The sequence below is a fragment of the Pelomicrobium sp. G1 genome (genome assembly GCF_051905455.1).
Taxonomy (GTDB): Bacteria; Pseudomonadota; Gammaproteobacteria; order Burkholderiales; family UBA6910; genus Pelomicrobium.
The window spans coordinates 45,857-61,699 of the sequence record NZ_JBQACR010000014.1 but is presented as its reverse complement, the minus strand read 5'-3'; the positions used below and the strand labels follow the sequence as shown (position 1 = coordinate 61,699).

At 69.3% G+C, this 15,843-nt stretch carries 17 protein-coding genes and 1 pseudogene; 12 read left to right on the top strand and 6 right to left on the bottom strand.

All coding sequences use genetic code 11. From position 1 onward, the window contains the following. Positions 1-21 precede the first annotated feature (21 nt). Positions 22-2,283 (bottom strand): putative bifunctional diguanylate cyclase/phosphodiesterase, encoded by a 2,262-nt coding sequence (locus ACTFO6_RS13625; RefSeq protein ID WP_439934988.1) that lies wholly within the window; start codon positions 2,281-2,283, stop codon positions 22-24. 288 nt (positions 2,284-2,571) lie between these two features. On the opposite strand from ACTFO6_RS13625, the gene ACTFO6_RS13620 reads away from it, so the two are divergent. After that, positions 2,572-2,859, top strand: a complete 288-nt coding sequence (locus ACTFO6_RS13620) for a hypothetical protein (RefSeq protein WP_439934987.1) — start codon at positions 2,572-2,574, stop codon at positions 2,857-2,859. Between the two features lie 24 nt (positions 2,860-2,883). Here ACTFO6_RS13620 and ACTFO6_RS13615 read toward each other — a convergent pair whose 3' ends face one another. From ACTFO6_RS13615 to ACTFO6_RS13600, 4 genes and pseudogenes are all read right to left on the bottom strand, one after another. Further along, positions 2,884-3,384: a YkgJ family cysteine cluster protein gene (locus ACTFO6_RS13615; RefSeq protein ID WP_439935023.1), complete on the bottom strand. Its 501-nt coding sequence runs from the start codon at positions 3,382-3,384 to the stop codon at positions 2,884-2,886. 30 nt (positions 3,385-3,414) lie between these two features. Beyond that, a pseudogene (locus tag ACTFO6_RS13610) lies at positions 3,415-3,507 on the bottom strand (SEC-C metal-binding domain-containing protein); the annotation flags it as partial. Positions 3,508-3,603: 96 nt separating this feature from the next. Continuing rightward, positions 3,604-4,845, bottom strand: a complete 1,242-nt coding sequence (locus tag ACTFO6_RS13605) for a porin (RefSeq protein ID WP_439934986.1) — start codon at positions 4,843-4,845, stop codon at positions 3,604-3,606. 77 nt (positions 4,846-4,922) lie between these two features. Then, a complete protein-coding gene (locus ACTFO6_RS13600) occupies positions 4,923-5,219 on the bottom strand; it encodes a hypothetical protein (RefSeq protein ID WP_439934985.1) in 297 nt (98 codons plus the stop codon). A gap of 278 nt (positions 5,220-5,497) precedes the next feature. Here ACTFO6_RS13600 and ACTFO6_RS13595 point away from each other — a divergent pair, with 278 nt between their 5' ends. The 11 genes from ACTFO6_RS13595 to ACTFO6_RS13545 all read left to right on the top strand — a co-directional run bounded on the left by ACTFO6_RS13595 (position 5,498) and on the right by ACTFO6_RS13545 (position 13,747). Beyond that, positions 5,498-6,667 carry a DUF3179 domain-containing protein gene (locus tag ACTFO6_RS13595; protein ID WP_439934984.1) on the top strand — a complete coding sequence of 390 codons (1,170 nt, stop codon included), beginning with the start codon at positions 5,498-5,500 and terminating at the stop codon, positions 6,665-6,667. A 23-nt stretch (positions 6,668-6,690) separates the two neighbouring features. Continuing rightward, entirely contained in the window at positions 6,691-7,494 is an 804-nt protein-coding gene (locus tag ACTFO6_RS13590; protein WP_439934983.1) for a YiiX/YebB-like N1pC/P60 family cysteine hydrolase, read from the top strand. A gap of 113 nt (positions 7,495-7,607) precedes the next feature. Beyond that, the gene (locus ACTFO6_RS13585; protein WP_439934982.1) at positions 7,608-8,117 is read left to right on the top strand and encodes a sigma-70 family RNA polymerase sigma factor; all 510 of its coding nucleotides are present in this window, start codon (positions 7,608-7,610) and stop codon (positions 8,115-8,117) included. After that, positions 8,099-8,788, top strand: a complete 690-nt coding sequence (locus ACTFO6_RS13580) for a DUF3379 family protein (protein WP_439934981.1) — start codon at positions 8,099-8,101, stop codon at positions 8,786-8,788. Before ACTFO6_RS13585 ends, ACTFO6_RS13580 begins: the two co-directional genes overlap by 19 nt. Before the next feature lie 12 nt (positions 8,789-8,800). Beyond that, positions 8,801-9,451, top strand: coding sequence for a sigma-70 family RNA polymerase sigma factor (locus tag ACTFO6_RS13575; protein WP_439934980.1), 651 nt, complete (start codon positions 8,801-8,803; stop codon positions 9,449-9,451). Positions 9,452-9,499: 48 nt separating this feature from the next. Then, on the top strand, positions 9,500-10,213 hold the full coding sequence (locus ACTFO6_RS13570) for a c-type cytochrome (protein WP_439934979.1): 714 nt from the start codon (positions 9,500-9,502) through the stop codon (positions 10,211-10,213). A gap of 98 nt (positions 10,214-10,311) precedes the next feature. Further along, positions 10,312-10,578, top strand: coding sequence for a hypothetical protein (locus ACTFO6_RS13565; protein WP_439934978.1), 267 nt, complete (start codon positions 10,312-10,314; stop codon positions 10,576-10,578). A 163-nt stretch (positions 10,579-10,741) separates the two neighbouring features. Further along, entirely contained in the window at positions 10,742-11,554 is an 813-nt protein-coding gene (locus tag ACTFO6_RS13560; RefSeq protein ID WP_439934977.1) for a DUF6969 family protein, read from the top strand. A gap of 51 nt (positions 11,555-11,605) precedes the next feature. Further along, positions 11,606-12,076, top strand: coding sequence for a hypothetical protein (locus ACTFO6_RS13555; protein ID WP_439934976.1), 471 nt, complete (start codon positions 11,606-11,608; stop codon positions 12,074-12,076). A 26-nt stretch (positions 12,077-12,102) separates the two neighbouring features. Next, complete coding sequence (locus tag ACTFO6_RS13550; protein ID WP_439934975.1) at positions 12,103-12,579, top strand: DUF302 domain-containing protein; 477 nt, start codon at positions 12,103-12,105, stop codon at positions 12,577-12,579. After that, positions 12,566-13,747: a YeeE/YedE family protein gene (locus ACTFO6_RS13545; RefSeq protein ID WP_439934974.1), complete on the top strand. Its 1,182-nt coding sequence runs from the start codon at positions 12,566-12,568 to the stop codon at positions 13,745-13,747. Before ACTFO6_RS13550 ends, ACTFO6_RS13545 begins: the two co-directional genes overlap by 14 nt. Before the next feature lie 17 nt (positions 13,748-13,764). Here ACTFO6_RS13545 and dxs read toward each other — a convergent pair whose 3' ends face one another. Beyond that, the gene (gene dxs, locus ACTFO6_RS13540) at positions 13,765-15,675 is read right to left on the bottom strand and encodes a 1-deoxy-D-xylulose-5-phosphate synthase (RefSeq protein ID WP_439934973.1); all 1,911 of its coding nucleotides are present in this window, start codon (positions 15,673-15,675) and stop codon (positions 13,765-13,767) included. Between the last annotated feature and the right edge of the window lie 168 nt (positions 15,676-15,843).

Sequence of the window (15,843 nt, the reverse complement as noted above, 5' to 3'; positions counted from 1 at the left end):
TGCGCGGAGCGCATCGACCCCTTAAGCGGCCGTCCGGGCGAGGGCTGTGAAGCGGGCGGTGAATTCCTCCCAAGGCGGGGGAGGCGCGGCGAGAAATCCTTGATAGGCGTCGCAGCCGAACCGAGCCAGGGCCTCGAGCTGGGCGGGATGCTCGACCCCTTCGGCCACCACCTGGAGGCCCAGGCTGTGGCCCAGGGCCACGATCGCCCGGACGAGGGCCGCGTCGCCGGCGTCCCCGGCCATCCCGCCCACGAAGGACTGATCGATCTTGAGCCGGTCGATGGGGAAGCGGCGCAGGTAGCTCAAGGACGAATAGCCGGTGCCGAAGTCGTCGATGGCGATGCCCACGCCCAGCCCCTTGAGCCGGGACAGCACGGCGGCGGCGCGGGCCGGGTCCTGCATGGCCGCGCCTTCGGTGATCTCCAGCTCGAGGCGGCCGGGGTCCAGGCCGGTCTCAGCCAGCACTCCGGCCACCGTATCCACCAGGGCTTCATCGGCGAACTGGCGGGCGGAGAGGTTGACCGCGATGGTCAAACCGCGGCGGCCGACGGCGCTCCACGCCGCCCCCTGGCGGCAAGCGGCCCGCAGCACCCACGTGCCCACCGCGGCGATCAGTCCCGTTTCCTCCGCCAGGGGGACGAAGGTCGCCGCCGGCACCCATCCCAGCGCCGGGCTGTGCCAGCGCGCCAGCGCCTCGACGCCGAGCAGGGCGCCGCTCGCGATGCCGATCTGGGGCTGGTAGTCCACTTTCAGCTCGTTGCGCTCCAGGGCGTGCTGCAGCAGGGCCTCCATTTCCAGCCGGGCGGCGGCCGCCACGTCGTTCTCCGGCAGTCCGCAGCGCATCCCGTTTCCCCCGGCGAGCCGCACCTGGTGCAGGGCGGCGTCGGCGATGGCGAGCAGCCGGTTGCCGTCCTGCCCATGGACCGGGAACAGGCTGTAGCCGATGCTGAAGGTCACGAACACTTCGTGGCCGCGCACCGCGAGGGGGGCGAGCATCGCCTCGCGCACGCGGCGCTGCGCCGGCACCGCCGCATCGGCGACGCGGCTGCCGGCGATGAGCACGGCGAAGAGGTCTCCCTCGAACCGGTAGACGCGGGCACGGGCCGCTTCCTCGAAACCCTCCAGCGCTGAGGCCAGCCGGCGGCCGGCGGCGCGCAGGACCTCGTCGGCGGCGCTGTGGCCCAGGCTGTCCACGACCCGGCGCAGGCGATCCACGTTCAACAGCATCACGGCGCCGAAGCCTTCTTCCCGGCCGAGGACCTCCTCCAGGTCGCGCTCGAACCGGCGGCGGTTGGGCAGCCCCGTCAGCGGGTCGTGATAGGCGAGGTAGGCGAGGGTGCACTCCGCCCGCTTGCGCTCGGTCACGTCCACCAGGTAGGCGTGGAACATCTCCGGATCGGAGAGCCAGTGGGCGCGGCCGTCCAGGATGCGGCCGCCGATCTCGTGCTCCCACTCCACCGTGTCCTCCCCGGCCCGCAGCGCCTGGGCGAGCCGCTCCCCGATGTCGGGGGGAAGGAGCCGCCTTGCCTCCGGCGGAAAGCCCAGACGTTCGAGCAAGGCCGCAGCGCCCGGGTTGGCGTACAGCACCGTCCCGTCCCGGGCGAGGCTCAACACCGGGTTTGGGTTGCGCTCCGGGAACAGGCCCAAGCGCCGCCGCTCCCGCGCTTCGGCCAGGTAGGCGTGCACGTGGTAGCCGACGAGGACCGCCACCACGAAGGCCACCGCGGCGAAGCCCGCGACCCAGAGCACCGTCGCCAGCACCCTGGCTTGGGCCAGCGCTCCGCGCTCAGCGACGATTCCCCGCAGCTCGCCCACCAGCAGATCCACCGTGGCGTTGATGCCGGCGCAGATGACGGCGAGCTCGGCGATCAAGGCGCGCGCGGCCTCGCGCTCCGCCGGGGGCGCCTGCAAGGCCCGGTCCAGGCGTACCGCTCGGTCCAGGATCTCCCGGTACTGGCGCTCGATCTCGAGGAGCGCCGGGTGCTCCGCAAAGGCCGTCCGGGCGGCGGCGAGCCCGGCCTCGATGACCGCCCGGTTGCGGCCGTGGCGCGCCAGGAAGCGCTCCCGGTCGCCCGCGAACAGATACTCGTAGAACGTGGGCTCCTCGTCCACCACCGCCACCTTGAGGTCCGAGAGCCGCTCGAGCAGCGGCAAGTCCTCTTCGATCAAGGGGCGGATCGCCTGGAGCGTGCGCTCTCCCTGGAGATAGATGACGAAGGTGAGCAGCAGGTTGAACGCCAGGATGGCGCCGTAGACGACGGCCAGGCTCTTGCGGTAGCGCATCCCGAAGGGCTCCGGGAAATGAGGTGCGGGAACGGCGCGCCGGCGCGGCGTGGTAGTGGGATGAGGAACGGAGAGGCCGCCGGCCGATCTCCACGCTCGTTCCCGCATGCCATCAGACCGGACCGGGCGGGGGAAGCTGACAACCCCCGTCCGTTTGCACAGAAACCGTAAGATCCGGCCGCGCCGAAAGACTAATGGGCAGGTGAAATGCTGGTTGCAGCAGCAGGCTCACCCCAGAGCAACCCGCGATCTGCGGGAACACGGAACGATCGGGAAAGGAGGCTTGCCATGACGAAGGGAATGAAGCTCGTGAACGCGTTTCTCGCGGCGGCGGCCGTGTCCGCCCTGGCCATGCCGGTCCGGGCGGCGGAAGGGGAAGGGGATCGCTATTCCCTCGCTTTCCGCCAGTCCATCACCGACGGCAGTCCTTATGGCACCGACATAAAGGCCGGCATGGAGCGCAAGCGCGGCGTCGAAGGGCGGGCGGGCATCGAGGCGCCCGAGGCCCTGGACCCGCGCGCGCGGGAATTCCAGCGCCAGCTTTCGGCGTCCGACGGCGAATCGTTGGGCTTGTGATGACCCTTTTCCAGGGTCGGCGGATCACGCCGGTGATCCGCCCGGCCCCGGGGGGATGAGGGGCAGGCCGCGCCTGCGCCGCTCGGCGATTTCCTCCAGGAACGCGTGCGGCCCGCGCCCGTACCAGTCGCTTCTCACCCGGTAGAGGAAAGGGGTCCCCGTGCGCAGCATGAGGTCGTCCATCCACCGGATCAGGGCGCCGTCCGGGTCGCGCCCGGCCGGCACCAGCACGTAAAACAGCCCGCCTCTCCAATGGGCCTGTTGAATCAAGATACCCAGTCGATCGGGTCGGAACGCGTCCGGGAACGGGCTCCCGTCGGCGAGCCAGCCGCAGACGAAGGTGCGGCACGGCTCCACCGGCCGGTGCTGGTAGATGCGGCAGCCGCCCCCGGTGCTGAAGGGGCACGGCTTTCCGGGATAGACGTCGTGGCCATAGACGCGGATTCTCACCCAGCCGTCGCAGCAGGCGGTGCAGCCGTCGCACGTCCGTCCGTGGTGGCGTTGCAGAGGCTGCGCTCCTGACAACCCCCACCCCGGGAGCGCGGCTGAAGCCGGCCGGCCGCAACATTTTTTGTACTTGAGGCCGCTGCCGCAGGGGCAAGGGTCGTTGCGCCCCGCAACGCTATTGGAAGCGTCGCCCTCCGCCATGGTCCCACCGCTTGTTGCGCGAAGAAAAGGGGCGGACGCCCGCTGGCGCCCGCCCGATTCTCCGAACCGAGGTCTCGATCCGCCGTCGCGCCTCCCTCAGAAGGAATGGCGGATTCCTAGGGAAACGGCCCGCGGATCCGCGCCCGGACCGCCGACGCCTACTTCCCCCGGTCCGGCGCCCAGGCGATAGAACTGGGCTTCCCCGTTGTCCATGTCCACGTACTGCACGTAGAGCTGGGTGCGCTTGGAGAAGTTGTAGTAGTAGCCGATGGCCCACATCTCCACGTCGGTGCCGCCGCTAGCGCAGGGGGCGCCGCTTTTCAGCCGGCACTCTCCGTCGTCGGCGGTCACGTAGTTGAAGTGCACCGCGCCGGGGCCCACCGGCAGGATGGCGTAGACGCCCCAGGCGTCGCGCTCGTACTCGGTCAACAGGTTGGCGCCAGCGGCGCTGGTCTCGTACTCGAGCCGCTCCCAGAGAGCGCCGACCAGGTACTTGCCCTGGATCTTGTACGAGGCTTGAACCTTGATGCCGGTGTCCTTGGAATCCGCGCCAGGAACGGCGGGGGCCGCCAGGCTTCCCCCGTCGATGGCGCGGGTGCCGAAGAGGTCCTCGTGGCGCTCGTAGGCGACGCCGAGCTGGATGCCCATCCCTTCCCAGGTGAGGGATCCGCCCCACACCGCCGGGTTGGTGGTGCCGCCGGCGGGCTTGGAATCGTTTTCCGCATAGACCGCCCGAAAGCGCACGCCGCGAAATTCCGGCGACCAGTACTGGACGCTGTTGTTCTGCCGCCGGTCGAAGGCCGCGTTGCCGTTCAGGCTGCCGGCCCCCGCGGTGGTGCCGCTGCGCACGCCGAAGCCGGGCGAGCCGATGATGGCGTTGTAATTGGCCGTCGTGGTGCTAAAGAACGGCATGCCGAAGCCGGTGGTCATGGCCTTGTACGGCGTGTCCCAGTTGCCGAGAAAGACCGTGCCCCAGGGGCTGCTCAAGCCCACGGCGGAGTTGCGGCCGGCGAAGGCGCCGGCGGTGGAGCCGTCCGGGCGCACGTCGTTCTCCAACTGGAACCAGGCCTTCCAGCCTCCGCCCAGGTCTTCCTGGCCCTTGAACCCCAAAGCGCTGGAGTTGCTGGTCACCTGGTTGCGGGAGCTGACGTTGACGCCGTTGCCGTTCACGAAGGAGTTGCCGGGAATGGGGCCGAGGGGACTCGCCCCGTCCGACTCGAAGTTCTCGAAGTTCACGTTCAGCGTGCCGTAGATGGTCACACTGCCCTGGGCCTGGGCGGCGGAAAGCGGGAGCGCGAAGGCGCCCGCCACCGCCAGGGCGACGAGGGTCTTGTCCATGGTTGCCTCCTCTCATGGAACTCAAAGCGAGAGAGATTCGCGATGCTGTTCTTTCCCGCCGGATGAAAGATGATTTTTCACACACGAACGCCGTCGCGGGGCGAGGATGCTGCTACTGCCGTTTGGGCTCGGGGCGTCAGGAACCTTCTCCAGCCTTCCCGGATGGACTGGAGCAGGTCTGGGCCGCTCCGGCCGGCGGCGCCGGACGGCTTGTCGCCGGTGCGCTCCTCCGGGTAAGGGGTACCGTCGCTGATCGCCTGGTTTCTCTTCAACCAGGCGCACACGTCCGAGGAGCCCGCCTCGGCGGGCGGCGGGCCAACGGCGAACGCGGCGATGACGATGGCAATGGCCGGTAAAAGCTTGAGCGTCTTCATGACGGGCTCCTTCAGGTGAAGATGGCGAAGCGACGTGCAACCGGCGCCCTGACGACTTCTCAGGACCCGAAGCGGGCGAGGCGTGACCGTCTCGCCTGCAGTTAGTCCGCGACGTGGGAGCGTTCTTACGCCGGCGCGATGGAAGCAGCGTGGGGGGCGCGAAAACAAATTTAATTTGTCGAACCGGCAGGCCCCGTCTTACGTCCTGTCAGGAACCGCCCTGGCCGGCGGTCTAACGGGATAAAGGCGCAAGTGGGGATTTCGGAAGGAGGCGCTCCATGGGCTCGGGCGGAGCGGGGCGATATTCGACGATGCGGTTCCTGGCCTGGACGCTGGCCGGCCTGGTGGCTGCGGGATCCATGGCGGCCGGGGAGGTGCCGGCAGCCCTCAAGCGGGAGTGGCCACGCACCGATTTCAACCGTGCGACGGTGCCCCTGGCAGAAATCCAGCCGGGCGGGCCGCCCAAGGACGGCATTCCTGCCATCGACCGGCCCCGCTTCGAATCCTTCCCCTCGGCGGACCGCTGGCTCCACCCCCGGGAGCCGGTGATCGCGCTGGAGATCGCGGGCGACGCCCGGGCGTACCCCCTGCAGATCCTGATCTACCACGAGATCGTGAACGACCAGGTGGGCGGCCGCTTGGTGGCGGTCACCTTCTGTCCCCTGTGCAACGCCTCCATCGTGTTCGATCGCCGCGTGAAGGACCGGCTCCTGGACTTCGGCACCACCGGTCGACTCAGGAAGAGCGACCTGGTGATGTACGACCGCCAGACGGAGAGCTGGTGGCAGCAGTTCACGGGCGAGGCGATCGTGGGCCACTACGCCGGGACGGTGCTCAGGCAGATCCCCTCCGGGATCGTGGCCTACGAGGACTTCAAGCGCGCCCATCCCCAGGGGCAGGTGCTGTCCCGGGAGACGGGCTTCAGCCGCCCCTACGGCATCAATCCCTACCGGGGCTACGACCGCATCGACGAGATTCCCTTCCTCTTCGCCGAGACCCCGGACCCGCGACTTCCCGCCATGGAGCGGGTGCTCAACGTGAGCGTGGGCGGCCGCCACCGCCTCTATCCCCTGGAGGAGCTCGCGAAGACGCCGGTGGTGAACGACACCCTGGCGGGGGAGCCGTTCGTGGTGTTTTCCAGCGGCGGCCTGCTCTCGCCCCTGGACGAGGGGATCATCACGTCCTCCCGTACTATCCGCGCCGCCGCGGCCTACAGCCGGCGGGTGGGCGGGCGCGTCCTTACCTTCGAAGCGGCGGGCGACGGCTTCGCGGACCGGGAAACCGGCTCCCGCTGGAACCTGCTGGGGCAGGCCGTCGGCGGGCCTCTCGAGGGGACGCGGCTTGAACTCCTGAGCGGCGGCGTCCATTTCGCCTTCGCCTGGCTCGCGTTTAATCCCGATTCCGAGATCTATCGGGTGGACGGCGAGCAACGGGCGAAAGGACGCTAACGGGCCTGGAAAGGAATCGGTGCATGGGAGGCGCGCTTCTTGAAAGGATCGGCCGGGCGCTGGCGAGCTACCTCAACCAGCCCTCCCGCGGCTACCAGCCCCTGGCCACCGCGGACCCCCGCCATCTCGCCCGGGTGATCCGGCCCGGGGACGTGCTGCTGGTGGAAGGCAACCGGCGCATCAGCACCGCCATCAAGTACCTGACCCAATCCACCTGGTCCCACGCGGCTCTTTACGTTGGACCGATCCCGGGGCTGCCTGGTGACCCCAACGACCCGCCGGTCCTGGTCGAAGCCGACATGGTGCATGGAGTGTGGGCGGTGCCCTTGAGCCGTTATGCGGACTACCACACCCGCATCTGCCGCCCGGTGGGGCTGTCGTCCGAGGATCTGCAGAAGGTGGTCGAGTTCGCCATTTCGCGGATCGGCTTAAGCTATGACCTCAAAAACCTGGTCGATCTGGCCCGCTACTTGCTCCCCACCCCGCCGGTGCCCACCCGCTGGCGCCGCCGCCTGCTGGCCTTGGGCAGCGGGGAGCCCACCCGGGCCATCTGCTCTACCCTGATCGCCCAGGCCTTCCAGTCGGTGCACTACCCGATCCTGCCCATCGTCGTGCGCCGCCCGGCGCCGCGGCCCGGGTGCGACTGGTGCTACGACGAGATCTTCCACATCCGGCACCACAGCCTGTTCGCGCCCCGGGATTTCGACATCTCTCCCTACTTCCAGGTGGTGAAGCCCACCTTGGAGGCCGGCTTCGACTACCGCTCCCTCAAGTGGGAGGAAGCGCCGGCCGGCGCCGGCGCGACACAGGCGGCCGCCACCGCGTAGATTGGGAGATGGGAAGCGGGCGGGCATGTCAGGTTTCGTCCGCCCTCCAGGTCTTATCCTGTGAAATGAAAGCCCGGAGCCCAGGTCTCCGGCGCGGGAGGGGGAAAGGCGGAATGGTCTTGGGCTTTCGGCGGCGGGCGTTCGAGACCCTGGTGCGGGCCCACGCGCCGGATCTGTACCGCTACGCCTACTGGCTGTGCCGGGACCGGTTCCTGGCGGAGGACCTGGTGCAGGAGACCTTCGCCCGGGCGTGGAAGGCCTGGGACAGCTTAAGGCGCGAGGAATCGGGCAAGGCGTGGCTGTTTTCGATCCTGCACCACGAGCACGCCCGCCTCTACGAGAAAAAGCGCCTGGAGACCGAGGCGCTGGACCCGGAAGAGGCGCTGGCTGGGGTGGAGCGGGACATGGAGGCGGGTATCTCCCTGCAGGCCGCCCTGAAGCGCCTGCCCGAGGGGTACCGGGAGCCGCTGCTCCTGCAGGTGCTGGGCGGCTTCAGTTGCGCCGAGATCGGGGCGCTGCTCTCCTTGAGCGAGGCCAACGTGATGCAGCGGGTGTCCCGGGCCCGCAAGGCGCTGCGGAGTTTGCTGGAGCAGGATGCGACGCGATGGAAAGAACGCCGATGACGTGCCTGGAGTTCCGCCGGGAGGCGCTGGCCGATCCCCGGCGGCTGAGCCCCGCGGCCGAGGCCCACCGACGGGGCTGCCCCGGTTGCGCCGAGCACCTAGAGCGCCTGCGCCGGCTGGACGAGGACTTGGGGGCGGCGGCCCGGGTACCGGTGCCCGACGGGCTGGCGGACCGGATATTGCTGCGCCACCACCTCGAAGCGCCGGGGCGGCGCGCCTGGATGGCGAAAGCGGCGGGGCTGGCGGCGGCAGCGGCGGTAGGCGGCTGGCTGATCCACGAGGGATCGGGCGACGCGGCCCGCCCGGCTCTTGCGGCCATCGACCACGTGCTCGGCGAGGAGCCCCGCGAGCTGGCCATCGGCCGCCGAGGCGACGAGCGGGTCCTGGCCCGGGTCCTGGAGGCGACAGGCCTCACCCTGCGGCAAGCCCGCGACGTCCGCTATACCGGAACCTGCGCGGTTTACGGCACCTACGCCCACCACGTGATCCTGTACACGCCCCTGGGGAAGGCGACGCTGCTGGTGTTCCCCGACCTGGAGATGAAATCCCCGGTGGTGGCGGAGAGAAACGGAGCATGGGCGCGGGTGGCGAGCGCCGGGATCGGCAGCTTCGCGGTGGTGGCCCCCTCCCGCGAACAGGCGCAGCGCATCGCCGACGCCCTCCGGGCGTAAAGGAGACGAGTCATGCTCATGCCAGGCCAGGTTTCCCGGGAGGAGACGGCGGGGAAAGCGGATTCCCCGGTGGCGATCGAGGCGGCTTCGCCGCCGGCGGGGCGGGTCGTGGCGGACGATCTCGTTCCCCACATGGGCTACTTGCACCGCTATGCCCTGGCCACCCTGCGCGACGGGGAACTTGCCCGGGAAGCGGTGCAGGAGACCCTGTTGGCAGCGATCCGGGGCTTGCCGTCCTTCGCCGGACGGGCCGCGGTCCGCTCCTGGCTCACCTCCATCCTGCGGCACAAGATCGTGGATCTGCAGCGGGAGAGGGCGCGGCGCGTCGCGCCGGATGACGGGGAGGAAGGAGAGGAGGAGGCCTTCGAGGCCTTGTTGTTCAACGCCGGCGGCCAACGGGTCGCACCGGTGGAGGAATGGCGCGACCCGGAACGGGCGCTGGAGCGGCGGGAGTTCTGGGAGGCGTTCGAGCGCTGTGTCGAGGGGCTGCCGAGGAAGGCGGCCCAGATATTCGCCCTGCGGGAGATCCTGGGGGAGTCCATCGAGAGCATCTGTAAGATCCACGGGGTGTCCGCGACCAACTGCTCGGTGATCCTCCACCGGGCGCGGGTGCGGCTGCGGGAATGCCTGTCCGAGACCTGGTTCCGCGATGCGCGCGGATAAAGCATCGGTCGCCGAATCGCCAAGTTCTTGAAAGAAGGAGGAAGATCCATGAGCCGTCCCGAATGTCGTCACCGTACGCTTCCCTGGCTGGTGGCCACCGCCCTGTCGGTGGGCATCGCCAACGCGGCGGGCCCCTGCGGCCCGCGCAACCCCTGCGCGGCGAGGAACCCGTGCGCGCCCAAGGCGAACCCCTGCGCAGGAAGAAACCCTTGCGCCGCCAGGAATCCTTGCGCCGCGAAAAACCCCTGTGCCGCGAAGAGCCCCTGCGCCGCCAAGGCCGATCCCAAGCTGGTCACCCGGCCGAAGAACTACAAGCCGTACAAGGGGGACAAGAAGGAGCTGACCGCCTACGGCGAAAAGCTGTGGAACGACACCAAGCTGAGCACCAACGGGCTCTCGTGCAACACTTGCCACATGAATAACGCCGGGTTCCAGGCGACCTTCGCCCAGCCCTATCCCCACTATGTGGCCATGACCGAGCAGCAGATCGGTCTCAAGAAGGTGTACCTGGACGAGATGGTGCAGGCGTGCATGGTGATGCCCATGGCGGCGAAGCCCCTGCCGTGGGACTCCAAGGAGCTGGCGGCGCTGGTGGCGTACACGGAAAAAGTGCAGAAGACCTTCGACCCGAAGAAAGCGGCCGCCGCCGGTCCGTGCGCTCCGAAGAGCCCATGTGCGCCGAAGAGCCCTTGCGCGGCGAAGAATCCGTGCGCGGCCAGAAACCCGTGCGCCGCGAAGAATCCCTGTGCCGCCAGGCGCTGAGCTTCAGCGGAACCCTTGGCGGGGCGGTGGGGTATCCCCGGGGCGGGGAATGGCAACCGCTCCGGATTCATCACGCTTGTGTAAAAGGAGAGAAAGTCATGAAGCTCACCCGTCGTAAAGCCAAGCTGTTCGCGGGCGCCGTGGCCCTCGGCGTCGCCATGCCCGTCTTCGGCAACCCGTGCGCCGCCAAGAATCCCTGCGCGGCGAGGAACCCCTGCGCCGCCAAGACCGCCACCAAGAAGGGCAGCCCTTGTAATCCCTGCAGCCCGTGCGCGGCGAAGAACCCCTGCGCGGGTAAAAACCCCTGCGCGGCGAAGAACCCCTGCGCCCCCAAGAAAAACCCTTGCGCGGGCAAGCGGTACTAGTGGGGTGGTGCGTTTCGCGTTCGCTCAACGCACCCTACGGAATCTGATGCCTGACGGGGAGCGGTAGAGTGCGCTCTCATGTACTGATTTGGCTTCGGCGGGAAGGGAAACGCGGACGTTCCCTCCCGCCGGCTTTTTCAGGACGGCCGCAAGGGTTCGACCGGTGACGATTTCTTCCGTACCGCGTAAGGAAAAAGCCAGCCGGGGCTCGAAAGGAAAAGGCCGCGCGGGCCCGCCGCCTCTCACGCCCCCCGATCTGGCCGCACTTCCCCGGCCAGCGTTGACGGCCATGCTGGCGGCGGGGGAAGAGGCGCTGGAGTGCCAGCGGGTGCTGGCGAAAGGGGGACTCAACCTGGTGGGGGAAGTCCTCAAGGGCCACGGCACCTTCTACGAGTACGAGCACTATCCGCCGAACGACGTCTTCGACGGCGAGACCTTCAGCCAGTACTACTACCACGCCCACCGGGGCGTGGCGGGGGAGCACGGCCACTTCCACACCTTCCTGCGCTCGGGCGGCATGCCGCTGGGGGTCGCGCCTGTCGCCCACGAGGGCGAGGAGCCATGGCCTTCGGGGAGCGAGGCCATCGCCCACCTGATCGCCGTGTCCATGGACGCCTACGGCCGTGCCATCGGGCTCTTCGCGGTGAACCGCTGGGTCACCGGGGACACTTGGTACCCGGCCCCGGACGTGATCCGCATGCTGGACCGGTTCGCCATCGACCATGCGTATCCCTCCTGGCCCCTCAACCGGTGGCTCACCGCCATGTTCCGGCTCTACCGTCCCCACATGGAGGCGCTGCTCCGTCACCGGGACCAGGTGGTGGCCTGCTGGGCCGCCGAGCACCCGGGACAAGACGTCTACGAGGACCGCCGGCTGGAAGTCACGGGGTGGCTTCCGGTGGACGTGGAGCAGGACGTGGCGCGCCTGCGGGCCCTGGCGGGCGGGGTACGGCGGCGCGCGGGGGCGGGGCGATAAGCGCCCGCTGCGTCGGAGCGGGATTTCTGGAACCTTTTACGAAGGCATGCCATGACCCATCGATTGCCCGGTCTATCGACCCTCGCCGTCGCCCTCGGCGCCGCGGTGGTCTCGCCCTACGCCGCGGCCGCCGCGCCCGCGGTGATCAAGCTGACCCAGACACCCTGCCAGTTCCTGGAGAGCGAGCACGGCCAGGACCACGGCTTCCAGAGCGCCCGGGCCGCCGACTGCGAAGCGATCAACGCCCGCACGGGGGAGGCGCGCCTGGCGAAGGCCCGGGTCCTGGAGCTCAAGCCCGGGAAGTACGTCTTTCGCGTGACCAACAAGAACGTGCCCTACGAGCTGGGCTTCTGGCTCCGGGGCGAAGGGGGTGTGGGCCGGGCGACCCTGCCCAGTATTTCGGGCGGCGGCCTGACCACCGGCAAGACCCAGGACTACGCGATCGAGCTCAAGCCCGGAAACTACGTGTATTCCTGCCCGTTGAACCCGACGCCGGACTACAAGCTGGTGGTCAGACCCTGATCCATCCGACGGTGAAAGAGGCTTCCATGGCGAAATCGAGACTCGCGGGCGCGCTGGCCGGCGTGGCGCTGTTGTGCGTAGCCGCGCCCGGTTGGGCCGACAATCCGGCGCCGTATCCCGGCACCGTGACGGTGAAGTCCTCCCACGGCTTCGACGCGCTGGTGGCGCGGCTGGAAAAAGCCATCGCCGACCACGGCCTGGGGCTCGTCGCCCAGGCGAGCGCCAGCCGGGGAGCGGCGGCGCGGGGCGTCAAGATTCCCGGCAACGCGGTGCTCATGGTGTTCCGCAACGATTACGCGGTGCGCATGCTGGAGGCGAGCGTGCCGGCGGGGATCGAGGCGCCCCTGCGGCTGTACGTGACGGAAAACGCCGACGGCACCGCAGCCATCACCTACCGCCGGCCGAGCGCGGTCTTCGCCCCCTACGGCAATGCCAAACTGGACGCTCTGGCGAAAGAGCTGGACCCGATCTTCGAGAGAATCGTCACGGATGCTGCCCGCTGAGGCGGGATCGGCGCGGCGCTCCGGCGCCGTCCCGCAACGGGGGGTGCTGGCGTGCGCCGCGATGGCGGTGATGATCCTGACGGCGCTGACCGGTGCCGAGTCGCCGCGGCTCGCGCTGCTCTTCGCCATCGGCGCCCTCATCGGTACCACTATGTACCACGCCCACTTAGGCTTCACCGGCGCCTACCGGCGGCTGCTCACCCGGGGCGAGGTGGACGGGGTGCAGGCGCAACTGGCGATGTTGGCCCTGGCGAGCGTTCTGTTCGCGCCGGTCCTCGAGGCCGGAAGCGTCCTCGGCCGGCCGGTCGCCGGCGCGGTGGCGCCGGCCGGCTGGCAGGTGGCGATCGGGGCGTTTCTCTTCGGCATCGGCATGCAGCTCGGGGGCGGTTGCGGCTCGGGCACCCTCTACACCGTGGGCGGGGGCAGCCTGCGCATGCTTTTCACCCTCGCCGCCTTCTGCGCGGGAGGCTTCTGGGCGAGCCTGCATATGGAGCACTGGGAGCGGCTTCCGGTGTGGGAATCGCGCAGCCTGGCGGAGCTCATGGGCTGGGCGCAAGCCCTGGCGCTCCAGCTCGCGGCGCTTGCCCTTCTCGCCGGGATCGCCGGGCGCTTCGGGCGCCGCCGGGCGCCGGCGCCGCCGGAGCGCTTCGGGTGGGAACGCCTCCTCGCGGGCCCCTGGCCCCTGGCGGCGGGGGCGGTGCTGCTCGCCCTCCTCAACGCCGCCACGCTGGCGGTGGCCGGGCACCCGTGGAGCATCACCTGGGCGTTCACTTTGTGGGGCGGCAAGGCGGCCATGCTGCTGGGCTGGGATCCCGAGGGCGAGCCTTTCTGGAGCGCCCCGTTCCAGCGCGCCGCCCTGGAGTCGCCGCTGCTCTCCGACGTCACCTCGGTCATGGACATCGGCATGATAATCGGGGCGCTGGCCGCGGCGGGAGCTTCCGGCCGCTTCGCGCCGCGGATGGCGATGCCGGCGGGGCTCCTCGCCGCGGCGGTGATCGGCGGGCTGCTGATGGGCTACGGCGCGCGCCTCGCCTACGGCTGCAACATCGGCGCCTTCTTCTCCGGGATCGCTTCCACGAGCCTCCACGGCTGGCTGTGGATCGCCGCGGCCCTGCCCGGCAACTGGGTGGGCGTGAGGCTCCGCCCCTGGTTCGGTTTCAAGGACTGAGCCTTCCGGTCGCGCGATCAGGCCACGTCCCGGCCGAGGGCGCCGCAGACGCGGCCCGCGGCCCAATCCCGCTGCAGGCGGCGGGTCACCGCCGTGGCGATGGACGCCGGCTCGAGCCCGGCGTCCGCAAGCGCCTCTTCCCGGCTCGCGTGCTCGATGAACCGGTCGGGCAACCCGAGGTTTAGCACCCGGGTCTGCACCCCGTGCCGCGCCAGGCACTCGTTCACCGCGCTGCCCGCGCCGCCGGCTATCGCGTTTTCCTCCAGGGTGACGACGAGGGCGTGCCCCTCGGCGGCGGCGAGCACGGCGGCTTCGTCGAGCGGCTTCACGAAGCGCATGTTGATGAGCGTGGCGTCCATGGCTTCGGCCAGGGGCGACACCGAGCCGAGGAGCGTGCCGAAGACCAGGAAGGCCACCTGCCGGCCTTCCCGCCGCACCTCGGCGCGGCCGATCGGAAGCGGCTTCATTTCCACGTCGAGCCCCACGCCGGTCGCGTTCGCCCGGGGGTAGCGCACCGCGGCGGGCCCGTCGTGCAGGAAGCCGGTGTACAGCATGTGGCGCAGTTCGTTTTCGTCGGCGGGGGTCATGATCACCATCCCGGGGAGGCAGTTGAGGTACGTGAGATCGTAGCTGCCGTGATGGGTGGGGCCGTCCGGCCCGACCAGCCCGGCCCGGTCGATGGCGAACAGGACCGGCAGCTTCTGGATCACCACGTCGTGGATGAGCTGATCGTAGGCGCGCTGCAGGAACGTGGAGTAGATCGCCACCACGGGTTTCATCCCCTCGCACGCCAGCCCGGCCGCCAGCGTCACGCTGTGCTGCTCGGCGATGCCCGCGTCGAAGTAGCGCCCGGGAAACTCCTTGGAGAAGCGCACGAGCCCCGAGCCCTCGCGCATGGCGGGGGTGATGGCGACCAGGCGCGGATCGCGGGCGGCCATTTCGCACAGCCAGTCGCCGAACACGCTGGTATAAGTCGCGGCTCCTTTCGATCCCCCCGTTCCCAGCCCCACGGCCGGGTCGAACGGCACGACCCCGTGGTACTTCACCGGGTCGGCCTCCGCCGGCGGATAACCCTTGCCCTTGCGCGTGACCACGTGCAGCAGCCGGCGTCCCGGCAGCGCTCGCAGGTTGCGCAGCACTTGCACCAAGGCGTTGAGGTCGTGGCCGTCCACCGGGCCGAAGTAGCTGAAGCCCAGCTCCTCAAACAGCGCGCCCGGGACGACCATGGTCTTCAACTGCTTTTCCGCGCGTTGGGCCAGGTCCCACATGGCCGGCATTGCCTCCAGGACTTTGCGACCCCCTTTCTTCACCGTGGCGTAGGTGCGGCTGGAGAGCAGCCGTGCAAGATAGTGGGAGAGCGCCCCGACGTTGGGCGAAATGGACATCTCGTTGTCGTTCAGCACCACCAGCAGGTCTACGTCCAGGCTGCCGGCATGATTCAGCGCTTCGTACGCCAGTCCTGCCGTCATGCCCCCGTCGCCGATGATCGCCACGACCTGGCGGTCGGCACCCATGGCGCGCGACGCAAGCGCCATGCCAAGCGCTGCGCTGATGGACGTGCTGCTATGGCCCGCCCCGAACGCGTCGTAGGGGCTCTCCTCGCGCCTCAAAAAGCCCGATAGACCGCCCTTGCGGCGAATGGTGGGGAGCCGGTCACGGCGGCCGGTCAGGATCTTGTGGGGATAGCACTGGTGGCCCACGTCCCACACCAGGCGATCCTCGGGGGTGTCGAACACGTAGTGCAGGGCGATGGTCAGCTCCACCGTGCCGAGCCCGGCGGCGAAGTGGCCGCCGCAGCCCGCCACCGACCGGACCAGGTATGCGCGCAGCTCGGCCGCCAAGGGCGCTAGTTGCCTTTCCGGCAAGTGCCTGAGGTCGAGGGGGGAGTGGATCGATTCGAGCAGGGATGGCGGATCCTTTTTTATCATTTTCCGCATCCTCTACGCCAATATTTCGGTAGGATAGCGCTGCGTTCGCGCGCGAGTCGCTTGCGAGCCGCCCCGTCCGGGGAATGCCGGACCGGGATTTCGATAAAAAGACCGGCCTGGAGACATTATCCTGACATCACCGGCACGCTGATCGCAGCGGAAGACAAG

What these genes read in the sequence shown, in the direction of transcription:
- ACTFO6_RS13625 (WP_439934988.1), bottom strand. Translation starts at nt 2,283, where the DNA reads ATGCGCTACCGCAAGAGCCTGGCCGTCGTCTACGGCGCCATCCTGGCG.
- ACTFO6_RS13620 (WP_439934987.1), top strand. Translation starts at nt 2,572, where the DNA reads ATGACGAAGGGAATGAAGCTCGTGAACGCGTTTCTCGCGGCGGCGGCC.
- ACTFO6_RS13605 (WP_439934986.1), bottom strand. Translation starts at nt 4,845, where the DNA reads ATGGACAAGACCCTCGTCGCCCTGGCGGTGGCGGGCGCCTTCGCGCTC.
- ACTFO6_RS13600 (WP_439934985.1), bottom strand. Translation starts at nt 5,219, where the DNA reads ATGAAGACGCTCAAGCTTTTACCGGCCATTGCCATCGTCATCGCCGCG.
- ACTFO6_RS13595 (WP_439934984.1), top strand. Translation starts at nt 5,498, where the DNA reads ATGGGCTCGGGCGGAGCGGGGCGATATTCGACGATGCGGTTCCTGGCC.
- ACTFO6_RS13590 (WP_439934983.1), top strand. Translation starts at nt 6,691, where the DNA reads ATGGGAGGCGCGCTTCTTGAAAGGATCGGCCGGGCGCTGGCGAGCTAC.
- ACTFO6_RS13585 (WP_439934982.1), top strand. Translation starts at nt 7,608, where the DNA reads ATGGTCTTGGGCTTTCGGCGGCGGGCGTTCGAGACCCTGGTGCGGGCC.
- ACTFO6_RS13580 (WP_439934981.1), top strand. Translation starts at nt 8,099, where the DNA reads ATGGAAAGAACGCCGATGACGTGCCTGGAGTTCCGCCGGGAGGCGCTG.
- ACTFO6_RS13575 (WP_439934980.1), top strand. Translation starts at nt 8,801, where the DNA reads ATGCTCATGCCAGGCCAGGTTTCCCGGGAGGAGACGGCGGGGAAAGCG.
- ACTFO6_RS13570 (WP_439934979.1), top strand. Translation starts at nt 9,500, where the DNA reads ATGAGCCGTCCCGAATGTCGTCACCGTACGCTTCCCTGGCTGGTGGCC.
- ACTFO6_RS13565 (WP_439934978.1), top strand. Translation starts at nt 10,312, where the DNA reads ATGAAGCTCACCCGTCGTAAAGCCAAGCTGTTCGCGGGCGCCGTGGCC.
- ACTFO6_RS13555 (WP_439934976.1), top strand. Translation starts at nt 11,606, where the DNA reads ATGACCCATCGATTGCCCGGTCTATCGACCCTCGCCGTCGCCCTCGGC.
- ACTFO6_RS13550 (WP_439934975.1), top strand. Translation starts at nt 12,103, where the DNA reads ATGGCGAAATCGAGACTCGCGGGCGCGCTGGCCGGCGTGGCGCTGTTG.
- ACTFO6_RS13545 (WP_439934974.1), top strand. Translation starts at nt 12,566, where the DNA reads ATGCTGCCCGCTGAGGCGGGATCGGCGCGGCGCTCCGGCGCCGTCCCG.
- dxs (WP_439934973.1), bottom strand. Translation starts at nt 15,675, where the DNA reads ATGATAAAAAAGGATCCGCCATCCCTGCTCGAATCGATCCACTCCCCC.